This window comes from Lactobacillus kimbladii, assembly GCF_014323605.1.
GTDB classification, from domain to species: Bacteria; Bacillota; Bacilli; order Lactobacillales; family Lactobacillaceae; genus Lactobacillus; species Lactobacillus kimbladii_B.
Genome location: NZ_SCMB01000002.1, coordinates 207,404 through 224,878, shown reverse-complemented (window position 1 = coordinate 224,878; position 17,475 = coordinate 207,404). Strand labels below are relative to the sequence as shown.

At 37.0% G+C, this 17,475-nt stretch carries 15 protein-coding genes; 14 read left to right on the top strand and 1 reads right to left on the bottom strand.

Features of this window, described 5'->3' with window-relative positions:
- Positions 1-132 precede the first annotated feature (132 nt).
- The 4 genes from ERK18_RS09580 (at position 133) to ERK18_RS04270 (ending at position 6,084) form a co-directional block, all read left to right on the top strand.
- The gene (locus ERK18_RS09580; RefSeq protein WP_187154457.1) at positions 133-1,155 is read left to right on the top strand and encodes a helix-turn-helix domain-containing protein; all 1,023 of its coding nucleotides are present in this window, start codon (positions 133-135) and stop codon (positions 1,153-1,155) included.
- Positions 1,139-2,944 (top strand): FAD-dependent oxidoreductase, encoded by a 1,806-nt coding sequence (locus ERK18_RS04280; protein ID WP_187154456.1) that lies wholly within the window; start codon positions 1,139-1,141, stop codon positions 2,942-2,944. Before ERK18_RS09580 ends, ERK18_RS04280 begins: the two co-directional genes overlap by 17 nt.
- A gap of 21 nt (positions 2,945-2,965) precedes the next feature.
- On the top strand, positions 2,966-4,762 hold the full coding sequence (locus tag ERK18_RS04275) for an FAD-binding protein (RefSeq protein WP_187154455.1): 1,797 nt from the start codon (positions 2,966-2,968) through the stop codon (positions 4,760-4,762).
- A gap of 167 nt (positions 4,763-4,929) precedes the next feature.
- A complete protein-coding gene (locus ERK18_RS04270) occupies positions 4,930-6,084 on the top strand; it encodes a glycosyltransferase family 4 protein (RefSeq protein ID WP_187154454.1) in 1,155 nt (384 codons plus the stop codon).
- A 133-nt stretch (positions 6,085-6,217) separates the two neighbouring features.
- Here ERK18_RS04270 and ERK18_RS04265 read toward each other — a convergent pair whose 3' ends face one another.
- Positions 6,218-6,880 carry a YigZ family protein gene (locus ERK18_RS04265; RefSeq protein WP_187154453.1) on the bottom strand — a complete coding sequence of 221 codons (663 nt, stop codon included), beginning with the start codon at positions 6,878-6,880 and terminating at the stop codon, positions 6,218-6,220.
- Between the two features lie 41 nt (positions 6,881-6,921).
- Here ERK18_RS04265 and ERK18_RS04260 point away from each other — a divergent pair, with 41 nt between their 5' ends.
- From ERK18_RS04260 to trxB, 10 genes are all read left to right on the top strand, one after another.
- Positions 6,922-8,205, top strand: coding sequence for a DEAD/DEAH box helicase (locus tag ERK18_RS04260; protein WP_187154452.1), 1,284 nt, complete (start codon positions 6,922-6,924; stop codon positions 8,203-8,205).
- Positions 8,202-8,891, top strand: a complete 690-nt coding sequence (locus tag ERK18_RS04255) for a ComF family protein (protein WP_187154451.1) — start codon at positions 8,202-8,204, stop codon at positions 8,889-8,891. Before ERK18_RS04260 ends, ERK18_RS04255 begins: the two co-directional genes overlap by 4 nt.
- Positions 8,892-8,984: 93 nt before the next feature.
- Entirely contained in the window at positions 8,985-9,533 is a 549-nt protein-coding gene (gene hpf, locus ERK18_RS04250) for a ribosome hibernation-promoting factor, HPF/YfiA family (protein ID WP_046331867.1), read from the top strand.
- A 130-nt stretch (positions 9,534-9,663) separates the two neighbouring features.
- Entirely contained in the window at positions 9,664-12,063 is a 2,400-nt protein-coding gene (secA, locus tag ERK18_RS04245) for a preprotein translocase subunit SecA (protein ID WP_187154450.1), read from the top strand.
- Between the two features lie 80 nt (positions 12,064-12,143).
- A protein-coding gene (prfB, locus tag ERK18_RS04240; RefSeq protein WP_187154449.1) for a peptide chain release factor 2 occupies positions 12,144-13,260 on the top strand; the annotation gives its coding sequence in 2 pieces (ribosomal slippage) (positions 12,144-12,215 and positions 12,217-13,260; 1,116 coding nt in all).
- A gap of 8 nt (positions 13,261-13,268) precedes the next feature.
- Positions 13,269-13,544, top strand: a complete 276-nt coding sequence (locus ERK18_RS04235; RefSeq protein WP_187154448.1) for a hypothetical protein — start codon at positions 13,269-13,271, stop codon at positions 13,542-13,544.
- Between the two features lie 17 nt (positions 13,545-13,561).
- On the top strand, positions 13,562-14,524 hold the full coding sequence (gene hprK, locus ERK18_RS04230; RefSeq protein ID WP_187154447.1) for an HPr(Ser) kinase/phosphatase: 963 nt from the start codon (positions 13,562-13,564) through the stop codon (positions 14,522-14,524).
- Positions 14,521-15,357, top strand: a complete 837-nt coding sequence (gene lgt, locus ERK18_RS04225; protein ID WP_187154446.1) for a prolipoprotein diacylglyceryl transferase — start codon at positions 14,521-14,523, stop codon at positions 15,355-15,357. The genes hprK and lgt overlap by 4 nt, the downstream gene beginning before the upstream one ends.
- Positions 15,358-15,387: 30 nt before the next feature.
- Positions 15,388-16,407, top strand: coding sequence for an NAD(P)H-dependent glycerol-3-phosphate dehydrogenase (locus ERK18_RS04220; RefSeq protein WP_187154445.1), 1,020 nt, complete (start codon positions 15,388-15,390; stop codon positions 16,405-16,407).
- 57 nt (positions 16,408-16,464) lie between these two features.
- On the top strand, positions 16,465-17,394 hold the full coding sequence (gene trxB, locus ERK18_RS04215) for a thioredoxin-disulfide reductase (protein ID WP_109586079.1): 930 nt from the start codon (positions 16,465-16,467) through the stop codon (positions 17,392-17,394).
- Positions 17,395-17,475: the final 81 nt, after the last annotated feature.

Sequence of the window (17,475 nt, the reverse complement as noted above, 5' to 3'; positions counted from 1 at the left end):
CAGCCTTTTTTGTTTATTTCTTTTTTATAAATATGACTAAAAAGTGGCGTATTTTGACATATATTATCGTAAAGAGACATATTTTGCTAAAATGAAAGGGTATACAATTGAAATTGAATGGAGGAAACTGCTGTGAATCAAAAAATAACAATTGAGCTGAAAGATTTTTTGCAAGAGCTAGGATATCCATTTGATTCTATTTCGGGGTTACTTGATTCCAGCGTTATGGACAAATATCTCAATGCCAAGTGGATTAAGAATTCGCATGTATTTGAGGTGCTTGATAGAAAAGCAAGTGATGAGCAGTTGCTGGCTTGCAGCGATGTCCGAAATTTTTACCAGTTTGTTCCTCCATATTTTGCTGCATTATCAAGCATAAACGGAATACAAGCAATTTCCCGTTTGGCAACTTACCAGCAGCTTATAGGACCAATCGAAATGGGAAGATTTAAAGAAGGTGAAAATTTAAGAATCCATATTAGATATTTAGATCAATATCGTAAATACTCACGATTTAGTCTACTGGTTGATCAAATTTCTCTGGTTAGTTTGATTAGAGCAGGAACAAATAAAACTATTATACCTGTGTCTATTGGTAGTAAATACAAATATGGATCAAAAATTAATAGTTATTTAGGCATTAAAGGTCAAAATAGTTTAGACAATTATTTGGTGTTTAGAAAGTGTGATTTAGAACAACCTTTTATAACTAAGAATGATGTAATGTGGAACTTTATTGAACCCGGTTTGAAAAAGTACATTAAAAAATTAAATATTAATCCTCCAATTTCAGCCGTTGTGCAAAATACTCTTTTTAAGCTGATTGCTGGGGGTAATTTTCAGCTAAAAGATGTAGCAAATAAACTGGGTATTTCTTCACGGACCTTGCAAAGATGGCTGCAAAATGAGGGCACTACATTTAAAAAGCAACTCAGTATTGTGCAAAAAATTTTGGCACAAAATCTGCTTCAAGATAAAACTTTAAATACTGCTGAAGTAAGTTTTTTAGTTGGTTTTAACAGTGTTGCCTCATTTTATAAGGCTTTTAAGAAGTGGTCCGGGGTAACAATCAGAGAGTACCGACTGCAAAAAATTTTACAATCTAATAGCATTAATGCAATTAAATTTGGGAGAAAAAATGTTTTTAAAAGATAACGAATCATGGAATGCAACTTATGACGTCGTGGTAATCGGTTTTGGCGGAGCAGGTGCTACAGCAGCGCGTTTTGCCGCAGATAAAGGAGCAAAAGTTCTTCTAGTTGACAGTGCGCCAGAAGGACATGAAGGTGGTAATACCAGATACTGTGGTCAGATTGTTGAAGCAGGTTATGATTATGACAAGCTCAAAAAGTATTATCAAAAAATGACTGCTCCACTTGATTTAGATGAGCAGGTGCTTGAAACTTTTGTAAAAGGGATGGTTAATTTACCGGATTACTTTGAAAAATATCTCGGTGGTAAAGCATTTAGCGTAAAAAATAATTCAGGTAACAAAAATGTTGCTATGTTGGCATATATGAGTGCAGAATATCCTGAATTTGAAGGGGCAGATACCAATGACGACCTGCTGGTGCATGATCAGATATTCGATGCAGCTCTTTGGAAAAAGCTGCGCCAAAACGTTTTAGACCGCAGCGATCAGATTGATGTACTTTATTCAACACCAGCAAAGCATTTAATCCAGGATCCTGATAAGACAATTATCGGTGTACAGATTGAAAATAAAGGCAAATTGTTCAACGTGCAAGCAAAAAACGGTGTAGTTTTAGCGCTAGGTGGATTTGAAAATAACGAACAAATGGTGCAGGACTATTTAGGTGAAACTAATTTACTGCCATACGGAACGCTTTATAACAATGGTGATGGCATCAAAATGGCTATAGAAGTTGGTGCGGATTTATGGCATATGAATAATTATGAACCTGGTGGAACTGTTAATTTAGCTGCTCCTAAAGGTCAAAGAGCTCATAATATTATGGCCTGGAAAGCATTATTTGCCGGTTCACTGATCACAGTTGGCGATGATGGTACGCGTTATGTAGCAGAAGACGATCCAACCCGTCATGGTCATCGCTATAATCATGGTATTTGGAGAATTCCTTTAGCCCAAGTGCATCCTCATATGATTTTTGACCAGAAGAAATATGATGAACTATTCTCAGCTGAGAATGATGAATTTCAAAAGGAAGCTTTAACTAAAGTAGTTAAGTCAGAAACTATCGCTGACTTAGCTAAAGAAATAAAAGTTGATCCGGCAGTTTTAGAAAATACTTTGAACACATATAATTTCTTCGTTGATCGCGGAGTTGATTACCAATGTGGCCGCAAGCCAGAGTCAATGACCAAAATTTCACTTACAGGTCCATTTTATTCGTTAGCTCAACAGCACACCATGTTAAACACCCAGGGTGGCCCACGTCGAAATAAAAATGCTGAAGTCATAGATACAGATCAGAAAGTTTTGCCACACTTATATGCCGCTGGTGAACTGGGTCATATAGGAGCAAATCAATATAATGGCGGTGGCGACATGGCTGACTGCTTAATATTTGGTAAGATAGCTGGTGAAAATGCTGCCAAAATTAAAGATGAGCAAGTTGTTTCAGGTGCTAGTGTTAGTGAAAATAATGCTGATGCTGCATTTCCAGAATCAGATGTTAAAGAAGAAAGCTATTCAACTGCTGAAAATCAATACATAGGTAAATCTTCAAGTGGTATGGGCAACGAAATTATAGTGCGAGTAACAGTTGACAGCGATAAGCGTCCCAGCAATATTGAAGTTTTAAAAGAAAGCGAATCACCTGACTATGGTGAAAAAGCAATTAAGAAAATGAAGACAGAAATGCTAGCTCAGAAAACAACTAACGTAGATGCTGTTTCAGGAGCTTCTGTATCAAGTCGTGCATTTAAAGAAGCAGTTGAATCTGCGTTGAAGCAGGCTTAGATTTTAACGAAAGGATAAAAAATGGCAAATTTAAAAGATGGCGTTTATCAGGGACAAGGTTCTGGTAATCGCGGTGAAGTTAAGGTTTCGGTAACAGTCAAAGACAATAAAATTACGGATGTAACAATTGATCAACAGGATGAAACTTCTGGTATAAGCACTGCTGCTTTAAAAAAAGCACCAAAGCTAATTGTTGAGCATCAGTCATATAATATTGATGCAGTCACTGGTGCAACTATTAGTTTTCAAGCTGTCCAAAAAGCAGTTAAAGACGCTGTTTCAAAGGCTGGCGATCCCAGTGGTCTTGATAAAAAGGTTGATTTGAGAAATACTGCAAAAAAGGTTAATGGTAAGGACAACCGTAACGTTAATCCAGATGATTTGCAATTTGAAGATCAAACAGATATTTTGGTAATCGGAGCGGGAGCTGCTGGTCTTTCAGCTTCTATTGCTGCCAGGCAAAAAGGTGCTGCAGTAATTTGCTTGGAATATACTTCAAGTTATATGCTGTCCGACATGACTCTGTCTGGCGGTTATTACAACGCTGGTGGGGGCACTAGTTTGCAAAAAGCCCAAGGAATAGCTGATACCAAGGAAAACTGGAATAATTATTTAAAAGCAGTTGGTCAAGGCTATGAAGATGCGGGCATGAGAGAAACAATTGTTGAACATGGCGCAGAAGATTATGAATGGCTGGCTGGTGAAGTTGGTGTCAATTTTCAAGAAGTCCAAGAAATTGGCAATGAAGAAGCAATGAAAGACTATGCGACTCCAGCAGCTAGATCTCATTTAACTGTCGAAAAAAGTGGCTATGGTTTGTCAAAGCCGCTTTACAATAAGGCGAAAGAAGTTGGCACAAAATTTATTTTTAATATTACAGCTGAGAACCTAATAACTGACGAGAATAATAATGTAGTTGGTGTACATACTAATAAGGGTAACTACAAAGCTCAAAGTGTTGTTATTGCTACAGCAGGCTTTTCTCGTAATAAAGAAATGCTTAAGAGTTTTGCGCCTGATTTTGCTGTTGGAGAATCGTATGGTTCAATCAGACAAATGGGTGATGGTATCACTATGGGTGCTGAAATTGGCGCCAAGTTAAAAGATATGTGGATGCCAATAGCAAACTCAATTGGTACTCAATCCGGCGATAATGTATGTATCGGTCCTCTGTGTACTGCCTGGACAAAGCCTTATATTTGGGTAGGCACAGATGCTAGAAGACACTTTAGGGAAGATATGTATTTTGAATATGCCTCTAAAAAAATTGCAAGTCTTGATCAAGGTTACGTTTGGTTAATTTTTGATGAAGGCATGGCAAATGAAATGCCAGCTGCTTTTTCAGCACCAGCTCCGTCACCACATTTAAAACGTGAGGTAGAAGATGGCTACTTTAAGAAAGCTGATACGATACAAGAATTAGCCCAGCAGATTAACCTAAATCCAGAGGTATTAGAGCAAACAATTAAAAAGTGGAATAATGATGTCACTAAAGGTGAAGACACAGAATTTGATCGTCAAAAAGATTTAACAGCTTTTAAAGCGCCATTTTATGCTGCTAAACTTGCTCCATCAACACCAGACATGGCAGGTGGACTAGCTATTAACACCAAAGCAGAAGTTTTGGACAATTTTGATCACAAGATAAACAATCTTTATGCTGCAGGAGGTACTACAGGTGGCTGGCGCGGAATGACTTACCCTGGTTGCGGAATGGGCATTACTAATGCAGTTGTTTTTGGAAAAATAGCTGGAGAAAGCGCGGCAACTAATGTCAAAGTAGAGGCTGATACGAGTTCAGCTGTCTCTCAAAGTTAGTTTTTATATCTTACAGATTAATCAGAACTGGATTCATTTGAACCCAGTTCTTTTTAATTATAAATAACAGTTTTTTGTTAAAAAATACTTGTATTCAATTAACCTAATTTGTGCATTTTTATTCCACCTTGTATAATTAAGACAACTATAAATGAAAGTAGCCGACTATGTTTAAAATTATTGTTGAATTATTCTTTTTAGTGATTATACAAGCTGCGATCACGCCTTTTATTAGGAGATTGGCTTTTGTATTAGGTGCAGTCGACATTCCAAATAAAAGAAGGGTAAATAAGAAGCCAATGCCAACTTTAGGCGGATTGGGTATTTTTGTGACCTTTAATATTGGTGCTTTTGTTTTATTGCGGGAGCAATTCCCAACGCATGAGGCTTTTAGCATACTTTTAGGATCCAGTGTGATTGTCTTGACAGGCATAATTGACGATATTATGGAGCTAAAACCAAGGCAAAAAATGTTGGGTATTTTTATTGGCGCTCTGGTAATTTATTTTCTTGCCGGCATCAGGATGAACGTCTTAAATTTGCCCTTTCTCAATAAACAAATACATTTAGGTTGGTGGAGTTTACCAATTACTATTTTTTGGATTTTGGCCTTAACTAACGCAGTTGATTTAATTGATGGTCTTGATGGCTTGGCCGATGGGGTTTCAATGATTTCATTGATAACGATGGGAATTGTTGGTTACTTCTTTCTGCATACTGGTCAACTTTACATTCCAATTGGCTGTTTCATGCTTGCTGCATGTCTTTTAGGATTTTTACCATATAATTTCCATCCCGCCAAAATATTTTTGGGTGATACAGGGGCGTTATACATCGGCTTTATGATTGCGGTATTTTCACTTAAAGGTTTAAAAAATGTGACTTTTATTTCTCTGTTAGTGCCAGTGACTATTTTAGGTGTTCCAATTACGGATACAATTTATGCCATGATTCGGCGCAAACTAAATAACCGTCCCGTTTCACAAGCCGATAAGCATCATTTGCATCACCAACTGATGAAAATGGGTTTGACCCACAGACAAACTGTTTTAACGATTTATGCTTTGTCACTTATTTTTTCATTCATTTCTCTCTTGTTTTTGTTATCACCAATGTGGGGAATGTGGGTTTTAATTGCAGGTCTGGCAGTTGCCTTAGAGTTTTTTGTGGAATCCATTGGTCTTTTAGGAGAAAAATATAAACCGCTGATGAATTTGACCCAAAAATTAATTAATTCTCGCAGTAAAAAAGATCCCACGGTGGAAGTTTGGCACCTTGGGCAGGACAAACCTGAACAATTAAAAAAGAAAAAGAAAGATTAAGCTTGGCAGATACTGACAAAAGATACTAGTTTAAAGGTCAATTTGACTATTGCCGAAATTAACAAGAAAAAAGAAGACAAATTACTTAAATGTGGATTGTCTTCTTCTTTTGTATAGTTATTGAATTATGTTTTTACTGATCATGATAGTTATGTTGAGTGACAACGACTTCGTTATATCTTTTGGGAAGAAAAATAAACTGTACTTTGCCAGACAAAATATTGGTGAGATCATTTTCTAATTCCTTTAATTTGTCTTCATCAATGTAAATTGAAATTGTCACGCTGACGCCATAGTCAATATTGGCAATAAAAATTTTTTGTTGTTTAAGATAATGCTGGACCTCATCGAATTTATTATAATCGACTTCGAATTTAACACCTTGTTGCCGAACGCGTTTAACTACACCCAAGGCTTCGGCTGCCTTAGTCACACTATTAGAATATGCACGGATCAATCCTCCAGCTCCCAGTTTTATTCCGCCAAAATAGCGTGTAACTACTGCAGTGACATTTTTAAGCTTCATTAACTGCAAGGCTTTTAATTCTGGTACTCCCGCAGTACCAGAAGGTTCACCGTTGTCGCTGGCTTTAACATGCTCATCGTTTAAACCAATGGTGTAAGCAAACGTATTATGAGTGGCATCACGGTATTTGCTAGAAACAGTGGCAATTGCCTTTTCAGCTTCTTCAATAGTTGAGGTCCGTATTAAAGTCGTAATAAAGCGACTTTTTTTAATCGTTAATTCGTGATTGCCATTTTCTTTAATGGTCAAATAATTTTCTTTTTCATTCAAAAAAATCAGCCCTTCTTGCGTATTTATCATTGGAGGACAAAATGGAAAGTATTTCAAATCTTGCAGGCCGCCAATGGCTTAGTAGTCAAATGGATTTTAGCACAAAGGATGGTTTAACCAAAGTCGAGGCAATTAAAAATGGTCGTTGCTTGCGCTGCAATGCTAATGTTTATGCCCAATTGCCAAGTGGCAAAAAATATTGCAGAGCTTGCATTGGTCTCGGAAGAATTGTGGAAGGCGATTATTTAGTTCGCAATGAACAAGAAATAAATTTCTCGATCAAAGCAAATGGTGGATTAACCTGGGAGGGTAAACTAACCTCACTACAGGCTGAAATTGCACGTAAATTAACTGAAAATTATGTTGATGGTCGCGATTCACTAGTTCATGCTGTAACCGGTGCAGGTAAAACAGAAATGTTATTTCCTTTAATAGCACATTGTTTGGCAGAAGGAAAAAGATGTTGTATAGCCACGCCAAGAATTGATGTGGTAAACGAATTATATCCGCGTTTTCAAAAAGCTTTTAGTGAAATTAAGATCGGTAAATATCATGGGCGTGAGTATCAAGAGCCAGGACTGGAGCAATTAACTATTTGTACAACACACCAATTATTAAAATTTTTTCATGCTTTTGATTTACTTGTGATTGATGAAGCTGATTCTTTTCCCTATGTCCATAATTCAGAATTACATTTTGCAGCAAAGAATGCGGTTAATGATGGCGGTCAACGCGTTTACTTAACCGCAACGCCTACTAAAGATTTATTGGTATCTGTAGAAAAAGGTAAATTGCGAAAACTAAAGTTGAAAAGAAGGTTCCATGGAAATCTTTTACCTGTACCAAAAGAAAAATTGTTTCTCCGTCCCTTTCTGAGCCAAAACAAAATTAATGTCAGACTCATTAAAGAAATTGTGAAAGTTATAGAAGCAGGCCACCCATTACTGCTTTTTGTACCTCGGATTGACCAAATAAATATTTATATTGATGCCTTGAAAAAAGAGCCGAAATTTAGTCAGATTAGGATTTCTGGAGTTCATGCAAATGATACTAATAGAATTGAAAAGGTTGAAAAGTTTCGGGCGGGAAAAATTCAGCTGTTAGTGACAACTACAATATTAGAACGAGGCGTTACTTTTAACCATGTCTGGGTAATTGTTGTTCAAGCGGATGATAAAATTTATTCTGCATCGAACCTAGTACAAATAGCTGGCAAAGTGGGTCGAGCTAAAACTGATCCCAGTGGTTTGATTTTATTTTGTTATCATAAATACACTAAAAGTATTCGTGATGCGATGAAACAAATTCGTGAGATGAACAAATGAAAAAATGCATACTGTGTGGTCAGCTTTTTGTTGCTAAAGTGTCATTTGTAGAATTATTCTCTTGGAACAAACAGGAGGCCCAATGCATCTGTTCTAATTGTCAAAGTAAATATATGAGAATACCTGATAAACACTGTCCAATTTGTTTTGGCAAATTGAGCCAAGATAAATTTTGTTCAGATTGCATTAATTGGCAGAAAATATATGGACAAAAATTATTAAAAAATCATTCTGTATATTTATATAATAGGGCTTTTCATGATCTAATGGTTAATTATAAGCGGTATGGTGATTATGCTTTGCACAAAGTACTACAGGAATTATGTCGGGAAAAGCTAACTAAATTTAAAGCCGATCTCTATGTTCCTGTGCCCACTTCTCCAGAGCATCTTGCACAAAGGCAATTTGATACTATTAGTTCAATTTATGGTAATCTTGTTTCATTAACCCATGTATTGGGTAAGAAGGCAGGACTAGGAGCACAAGGAGAAAAAAATCGCGCGGAAAGATTGAGAAGTGAGCAAAGTTTTTTTGTTAAGAAAAACTTTACGATTAACTTTCAGAAATGCAAGATACTTTTATTAGATGATATTTATACTACGGGCAGAACGCTTTATCATGCACGGGATGCACTGGCAGAAGTTTTCCCTAATGCAAAAATTAGTAGTTTTACCTTATGCAGATAAAACTAAATTGTTCAGCGCTTTCATGTTTTGTTATAATTTTGCTATAATATAGGTAACATAAGACTGCAAAAGCAGTTGAAAGGAGAATCTCATATGTTAAAGTATAATGTCCGTGGTGAAAATATTGAGGTAACTGATGCTTTAAGAAGTTATGTTGAAAAGCGCTTGAAAAAATTGGAGAAGTATTTCGATTTGAATCAAGATATGATTGCCCACGTTAATTTAAAGGTGTATCGTGATCACAAGGCTAAAGTTGAGGTAACTATACCACTGCCATACTTAGTATTGAGAGCTGAAGAAACTACTGACGACATGTATCGCAGTATTGATTTTGTTTCTGAAAAACTTGAAAGACAAATTAGAAAATATAAGACCCGTGTGAACCGTAAGAGTCGTGAAAAAGGCATTAATGACTTCTTTGTTGAAAGTGCCGAAGAAGAAACCAAAGACAAAGAGAGTAAAGAATTTTCTATTGTGCGCAATAAGCAAATCGGCTTAAAACCTATGAGTCCTGAAGAAGCTATTTTGCAAATGAATATGCTTGAGCATGACTTCTTTGTTTTCCAAGACGGTGAAACTAACGGCACAAGTGTTGTCTATCGTAGAAATGATGGCCGTTATGGTTTGATTGAAACAAAATAAGAACAGTATTATCAAACAAGGGCCTCACATTTAGTGTGAGGTTTTTGTTTTGTTTATTTTTCATTTGGCGTCAATCATGGTAAAATTATCATGTGTTTTTATACTTTAACTACATATAAGGATCGATTAAATGGTAAACATTTTAAAGAAACTATACAATAACGATAAAAGAGAACTGAAAAAGTTTGAAAAAATTGCCAGTAAAGTTGAAAGTCATGCAGAAGAGTATGGCCAACTTTCTGATGAAGAATTGCAGGCAAAAACGCCTGAATTTCGTGACCGGATAAAAAATGGTGAGAGCTTAGACTCACTTTTACCTGAAGCCTTTGCGGTTGCTCGCGAAGGAGCTAAAAGAGTTTTAGGCCTTTATCCATTTCATGTGCAGGTTCTGGGTGGAATTGCGCTGCATTATGGTAACATCGCTGAAATGATGACAGGTGAAGGTAAGACTTTGACTGCAACCATGCCTGTATATTTGAACGCACTAACAGGAAAAGGTGTTCATGTTGTTACTGTCAACGAATACTTATCCAGTCGTGACGCAGAAGAAATGGGTCAGCTATATAAATGGCTAGGCTTAACAGTTGGTCTTAATCTTAATGCGATGTCGCCAGATGAAAAACGGGAAGCTTATAGTTGTGATGTAACTTATTCAACTAACTCTGAACTTGGTTTTGACTATTTACGTGATAACATGGTTGTTTACAAGGAACAAATGGTTCAACGCGAGCTTAACTATGCTATTATCGATGAGGTCGACTCAATTTTAATTGATGAAGCTAGAACGCCATTGATTATTTCGGGTGAAGCCGAACAAGCTAATGGTGACTATATTCGTGCAGACCGTTTTGTCAAAACCCTTAAAGAGGATAAGAGTGATGATGATGCAGACGATGATAAAGACTATGGTGATTATAAGATTGACTGGCCTACCAAGACTATTTCTTTAACTAGAACTGGTATTCAGAAAGCTTGTGATCATTTTGGACTTAAAAATTTATACGATGTTGAGAATCAAAAACTAGTACACCATATTGATCAGGCTCTGAGAGCAAATTACATTATGCTTAAAGATATTGACTATGTTGTTCAAGATGGTGAAGTCTTAATTGTTGACTCGTTTACTGGTCGTGTTATGCAGGGACGGCGCTATTCTGATGGTTTGCACCAAGCTATTGAGGCAAAAGAAGGAGTAAAGATTCAAGAAGAATCCAAGACTCAGGCTACAATTACCTACCAGAACTTCTTTAGAATGTATAAAAAACTTGCGGGGATGACTGGTACAGCTAAAACGGAAGAAGAAGAGTTTCGTGAAATTTACAATATGCAGGTTATTACGATTCCAACTAACCGCCCGTTAATTAGAAAGGATAATCCTGATATTCTTTATCCAACTTTGTCATCGAAGTTTGCGGCAGTTGTTAATGAAATAAAAGAGCGTCATGCAAAAGGACAGCCAGTGCTAGTTGGTACAGTTGCGGTTGAAAGTTCTGAACGACTCAGTAATTTACTGGACAAAGAAGGAATACCGCATGCAGTTTTAAATGCCAAAAACCATGCTAAAGAAGCTCAGATCATTATGAATGCTGGTCAACGTGGTGCCGTAACTATTGCGACTAACATGGCTGGTCGTGGTACTGACATTAAACTAGGACCTGGTGTCAAAGAACTAGGTGGACTGTCTGTTATCGGTACTGAGCGCCATGAATCACGCAGAATTGATAATCAGCTCCGTGGCCGTTCCGGTCGTCAGGGTGACCCTGGTGTTACGCGTTTTTATCTTTCACTTGAAGACGATTTGATGAAACGTTTTGGTGGCGATAGAGTCAAAGATTTCCTCGACCGGTTATCTGATAATGATGATGACAAGGTAATTGAAAGTCGTTTGATTACCAGACAAGTTGAGTCAGCTCAAAAGCGGGTTGAAGGTAATAACTATGATACTCGTAAGCAAACTCTGCAATATGATGATGTTATGCGTATTCAACGTGAAATTATTTACGGTGAACGGATGCAGGTTATTGGTGAAGAAAAGTCACTTAAGGATGTTTTAATTCCAATGATTAGGCGCACCATTAATAGTCAAGTAGATATGTTTACGCAAGGTGATCGCAGCAAATGGCGTCTTGATTCTCTGCGTGACTTTATTTCTTCAAGCTTAACCAATGAAGAAGAAACAGATGCAATTGATTTCAAAACAATTACCGTATCTGACTTAAAGCAAAAATTATATGATCTTGTTGAAGCCAATTACGAAGAAAAAGAAGAAATTTTAGCTGATCCTTCCGAAATGCTTGAATTTGAAAAAGTCGTTATCTTGCGGGTAGTTGATGATCGCTGGACTGATCATATAGATGCAATGGACCAATTAAGGCAATCAATTAGTCTACGTGGTTACGGTCAACTTAATCCATTAGTTGAATACCAAGATTCTGGTTACAACATGTTTGAAGAAATGGTTTCAAATATTGAGTTTGACGTAACTCGTTTATTTATGAAAGCTGAAATCAGACAAAATCTTAGTCGTTAATAGTTAAGATGAAGAGAAAGCAGCTGCTTTCTCTTTTTTACTGAAATTTTGTTGAAAAATAAGGGAGCTATTGCTAAAAAATGGAAATAAGTGAAATTCAAAATAAATTAGATAGTTTAAATAAGCGGTTAGACCACTTTAGGGGGTCTCTTTGACTTAGATTCAATAACTGAAAATATTATTGTTAATGAAAATAAGATGCAGGACCCCTCTTTTTGGGATGATCAAGAAAAAGCGCAAAGCCTAATTGGTGAGACAAACTTGTTAAAAGAAAAACGCAATTCTTTTAACAAATTAAAGTCTGATTATGAAAATGAAATAACAGCAGTAGAATTGTTGCGGGAGGAACCAGACAGTGACTTACAAAAAGAAGTTGAAGCTGATTTACAAGAGTTGCAGTCTGAATTTCATGATTACGAATTAGATTTGCTCTTAGCTGGTAAATACGATAGTCATAATGCCCTGATTGAAATCCATCCTGGTGCTGGTGGTACCGAAGCTATGGACTGGGGGCAAATGCTACTTAGAATGTATCAGCGCTATGCTGATATTAGAAATTTTAAGTTTGAAATTAATAACTATGAGCCCGGAGAAGAAGCCGGTCTTAAAAGTGTCAGCGCAAAAATTACAGGTAAAAATGCTTACGGCCTCATGAAGTCAGAAAATGGTGTTCACAGGTTAGTCAGAATTTCTCCTTTCGATTCGGCCAAGAGGAGACATACATCCTTTGCCTCTGTGGAAGTTATTCCAGAAATTGATGACAGTATTAAGGTCGACATCAATCCCAAGGACCTTCGCATTGACGTTTACCGCTCAAGTGGTGCTGGTGGTCAGCATATTAATAAAACTTCCAGTGCGGTTAGAATTACTCATTTGCCAACAGGAATTGTAACTACATCTCAGGCACAGCGTTCTCAACTGCAAAACAGGGAAACTGCGATGAATGAATTACGAGCAAAATTGTTTCATTTAGAAGAAGAAAAAAAGCGTAAGCATAAGCAGGAACTTAAAGGTGACCAAAAAGAAATTGGTTGGGGCTCACAAATAAGATCCTATGTTTTTCATCCTTATAATTTGGTTAAAGATTTGCGTACGGGCTATGAAACTTCCGATACAAGTGGTGTAATGGATGGCAAGTTGCAACCATTCGTTTATGCATATTTACAATGGCTTTTAAGTCAGGAAAATCCGGAGTAGGTGATTAGATGAGTTTTTGGGGAATTATTGGTTTAGTTTTACTTGCTGTAGTCATTTTAAGTGTGATTTATGCTTTGTTTCATGCTTTTATTCTGTTGTTGCCCGCGGCTCTAGTAATTATTGGTATCATATGGTTGATCAACCACTTTACTAAGAATGATGAAAATAAGAGCATGCACTCTGATTCTGGTCCATATGACTGGAATAATTGGAGTCAAAACAATGAAACCAGACCAAAGCGTAAAAAAGTACGTGATGCTAAAACTAAAGATGTCGACAAGTAATAAAGGGGCATTTTAAAATGACAAATGCGGTCAAATTAAAAAATTTAATTCGTGATAATAAAATTGTCCACGTTGTGCACGGAAAACAATATATTAACGATAAAGAAATTATAGTATCCGATATTTACAGACCAGGACTGGAGTTAACAGGCTACTTTGACTTTTACCCCCGCCAGCGTATTCAGTTATTGGGTAGAACAGAAATTTCTTATGCTGCCAGGTTAGATCACGATAGCTTGGTCGATGTTTTTACTAAGCTTTGCACACCTGATACGCCGTGCTTTTTTGTGTCACGTTCTCTGCGTGTACCCCCTGAATTAGTTAAAGCTGCTGATGATGCACAAATTCCAATCCTTTCTTCACCTGAATCAACCACTTATGTTTCTAGTATTTTAACGGAATATTTAAGAGAACGACTAGCTGTCCGTGATACGATTCACGGCGTCTTAGTTGAAGTTAAAGGTATGGGCGTGTTACTGACTGGTGATTCCGGTGTTGGGAAATCTGAAACTGCCTTGGGTTTGATTCATCGTGGTCATCGTTTAATTGCCGATGATCGGGTTGATGTCTATCAAAAAGATGTTGAAACGGTGATGGGCGAAGCACCGGCCATTTTGAAGCATTTAATGGAAATTCGCGGCATTGGCATAATTGATGTCATGGATTTGTTTGGTGTTGGTGCCGTCAAAAGCCGTGAAAGTATTCAACTAGTAATCAAGCTTGTTAATTGGGATAATAAGGCAAATTACGATCGTTTAGGTTTTGAAGAAAGCAAACGTGATATTTGCAATGTTGAAGTGCCGCAAATTACTATCCCAGTTAAAGTAGGTCGCAACATGGAAGACATTATCGAAATCGCTACAATGAATTTCCGTGCCAAGAGAAGTGGTTATAACGCTACAAGAACTTTTGATAATAACCTAACGAAGTTAATTAAGCAAAATTCTAAAGAAGATTCAGCAAAGGATAAGAATAAATGACATTGACCATTAGTTCAGTAGCATTTAAATTAGGAAACCTAAGTGTCAAATGGTATGGCGTCATCATGGCAGTGGCAATTATTTTAGCCGTATCAATGGCAATTGTTGAGGGACGCAAACGGCAAATTGAAAGTGATGACTTCATGGATTTGCTGTTATGGGCTGTTCCGATTGGATATGTTGGCGCACGAATTTATTATGTTATCTTTGAATGGGATTATTATTCCCAGCATCTTGATCAGATAATTGCTATTTGGAATGGCGGCATCGCTATCTATGGTGGTCTGCTAGCTGGTTTGGCAGTTCTTTTGGTATTTTGTTATAAAAGAATGCTACCCCCATTTTTGATGTTGGATGTTATTACCCCAGGTGTAATGGCAGCTCAGATATTGGGACGCTGGGGTAATTTTATTAACCAGGAAGCCCATGGTGAACCAACAACATTAGCATTTTTACAAAGCTTGCATTTGCCTAATTTTATCATTAGCCAAATGAAAATCGGTGGAATCTACTACCAACCTACTTTCTTGTACGAATCTTTTTTTAATTTAATTGGTTTGTTAATAATATTGTTTTTGAGACATAAAAAGCATTTATTCAAACAAGGTGAAATATTCATGCTTTATTTGGCGTGGTATGCTGTGGTGCGCTTTTTTGTGGAAGGGATGCGGACTGACAGCCTTTATTTAATGGGTTCGATACGCGTTTCACAAATGCTTAGTTTAATACTATTTGCTGTGGTCGTAGGATTATTTATTTATCGCAGAAAAGTAGTTAAACCGAAATGGTATCTTGACGGTAGCGGCTTGAAGTATCCTTATAGTAGGGATTAAATAATTGTTTTAAGTGAAAGAGAGTTAAAGATGACAAAAATTGCAGTTTTAGGAGCAGGTTCATGGGGCACTGTTTTGGGATCTATGCTTGCTGACAAAGGTTATGAAATCGTATTGTACGGCAATAACGAAAAAGTTAATGATGAAGTTAATCAACACCATACTAATGAACATTACATGAAGAATTGGAAGGTAAATCAGACGGTTACTGCAACGGGTGATTTAAATCAAGCACTAAAGGATGCAGAAATCGTTTTATTTGTTCTGCCTACTCAGGCTATTCGCAGTGTTGCTCAAAATGTAAGCAAGGTGTTACAAAAGACTAATGCTAAGCCACTTATTGTGACAGCGACTAAGGGTATTGAGCCGGGATCTAAAAAATTGATTTCTGAAATATTGACAGAAGAAATCTATCCAGATGATGAGGACAAAATTGTAGCAATCTCAGGACCGAGTCATGCAGAAAGCGTAGCTCAAAAAGATTTAACTGCAATTTCATGTGCCTCAACAAGCAGGGAAAATGCCCAAAAAGTCCAGCAATTATTCTCAAATGATTATTTCCGCTTATATACTAACAATGACTTAATTGGCGTTGAAGTGGCAGGAGCAGTTAAAAATGTTATTGCTATTGCAGCTGGTATTTTAGTAGGAAAACATTATGGTGATGATGCCAAAGCAGCTTTAATGACTCGTGGTTTAGCTGAAATTACGCGTTTAGGAGTTAATTATTTTGGTGCTGATCCAATGACTTTCAGTGGACTTTCCGGAATAGGTGATTTAATTGTTACCTGTACTTCAGTTAATTCGCGTAATTGGCGTTGTGGTAAACAATTAGGTGAAGGAAAGAGTCTTGACTACATATTGCAGAATATGGGTCAAGTTGTAGAGGGTGCTACAACGGTAAAAGCTGTGCATGAATTATGTCAGGAAAAGCAAATTGATATGCCAATCAGTGAAGCAATTTATCGAGTTTTATACCAAAATTCCAACGTTGATGATGAAATTACCAAGATGATGGGCAGGAGTCCTAAACAAGAAATTAGACTTTAGCGATCAATTCGTTGTAACATTACTTACGAAAAATAAGAAAGTACTGGGGGTAAAACTATGACGGAAAAATATGATGTGATCATTATAGGAGCAGGACCAGGTGGGTTAACTGCCGCTCTTTATGCTTCTCGTGCAAATTTATCAGTTCTAATGCTTGATCGTGGCTTGTATGGCGGGCAAATGAATAATACCGATGCGATTGATAATTATCCTGGTTTCAGTGAAATAAAAGGACCTGAACTAGGTGAAAAAATGTATAATTCAATCATGAAATTTGGTACAAAATTTGAGTATGGCGATGTACAAACGGTAACTATAGACGGAGACCAGAAAATCGTAAAAACAGACACTGGTGAATATAGCGCTCCTGCATTAATAATCGCTACCGGAGCTGATCATCGTCATTTAGGAGTTCCAGGTGAAGAAGAATATTCCGGTAAAGGTGTTTCTTATTGTGCAGTCTGTGATGCTGCCTTTTTTAAGGACGAAGACATTGCTGTTATAGGTGGTGGTGATTCAGCTATTGAAGAAGGAATTTATTTGGCACAAAGTGCTAAATCAGTCACGGTTATCCATCGTCGTGATCAATTACGGGCTCAGCCGACTTTACAAAAACGTGCTTTCGCTAATTCCAAAATGCACTTTATTTGGAATGGTTTGACCGAATCTATTGATGGAGATGGCGAAAAGGTTACCGGAGTCACATACAAAGATAAAGAAACAGGAGAAGAAAAGCATTTGCAAACTCGAGGTGTCTTTATTTATGTTGGGGTTATTCCTCAAACAGCTCCATTTAAAGATTTGGGAATAACTGACGAGAAGGGCTGGATCCCAACTGATGAACACATGAGAACTAAAGTTGATGGCATTTTTGCTTTAGGTGATGTGCGTGCTAAAGATCTGCGTCAGATTGCTAATGCAGTTGGTGATGGCAGCATTGCTGGTCAAGAAGCTTATAATTATCTCCAAGACTTAAATGATCGTTAAATATAAAGATTAAAAAAAGAATTCATTTAAATTGAATTCTTTTTTTATTTTTACGGATGATAATAATGATAAATGCTAGAA

What these genes read in the sequence shown, in the direction of transcription:
- ERK18_RS04280 (WP_187154456.1), top strand. Translation starts at nt 1,139, where the DNA reads ATGTTTTTAAAAGATAACGAATCATGGAATGCAACTTATGACGTCGTG.
- ERK18_RS04275 (WP_187154455.1), top strand. Translation starts at nt 2,966, where the DNA reads ATGGCAAATTTAAAAGATGGCGTTTATCAGGGACAAGGTTCTGGTAAT.
- ERK18_RS04270 (WP_187154454.1), top strand. Translation starts at nt 4,930, where the DNA reads ATGTTTAAAATTATTGTTGAATTATTCTTTTTAGTGATTATACAAGCT.
- ERK18_RS04260 (WP_187154452.1), top strand. Translation starts at nt 6,922, where the DNA reads ATGGAAAGTATTTCAAATCTTGCAGGCCGCCAATGGCTTAGTAGTCAA.
- ERK18_RS04255 (WP_187154451.1), top strand. Translation starts at nt 8,202, where the DNA reads ATGAAAAAATGCATACTGTGTGGTCAGCTTTTTGTTGCTAAAGTGTCA.
- hpf (WP_046331867.1), top strand. Translation starts at nt 8,985, where the DNA reads ATGTTAAAGTATAATGTCCGTGGTGAAAATATTGAGGTAACTGATGCT.
- secA (WP_187154450.1), top strand. Translation starts at nt 9,664, where the DNA reads ATGGTAAACATTTTAAAGAAACTATACAATAACGATAAAAGAGAACTG.
- ERK18_RS04235 (WP_187154448.1), top strand. Translation starts at nt 13,269, where the DNA reads ATGAGTTTTTGGGGAATTATTGGTTTAGTTTTACTTGCTGTAGTCATT.
- hprK (WP_187154447.1), top strand. Translation starts at nt 13,562, where the DNA reads ATGACAAATGCGGTCAAATTAAAAAATTTAATTCGTGATAATAAAATT.
- lgt (WP_187154446.1), top strand. Translation starts at nt 14,521, where the DNA reads ATGACATTGACCATTAGTTCAGTAGCATTTAAATTAGGAAACCTAAGT.
- ERK18_RS04220 (WP_187154445.1), top strand. Translation starts at nt 15,388, where the DNA reads ATGACAAAAATTGCAGTTTTAGGAGCAGGTTCATGGGGCACTGTTTTG.
- trxB (WP_109586079.1), top strand. Translation starts at nt 16,465, where the DNA reads ATGACGGAAAAATATGATGTGATCATTATAGGAGCAGGACCAGGTGGG.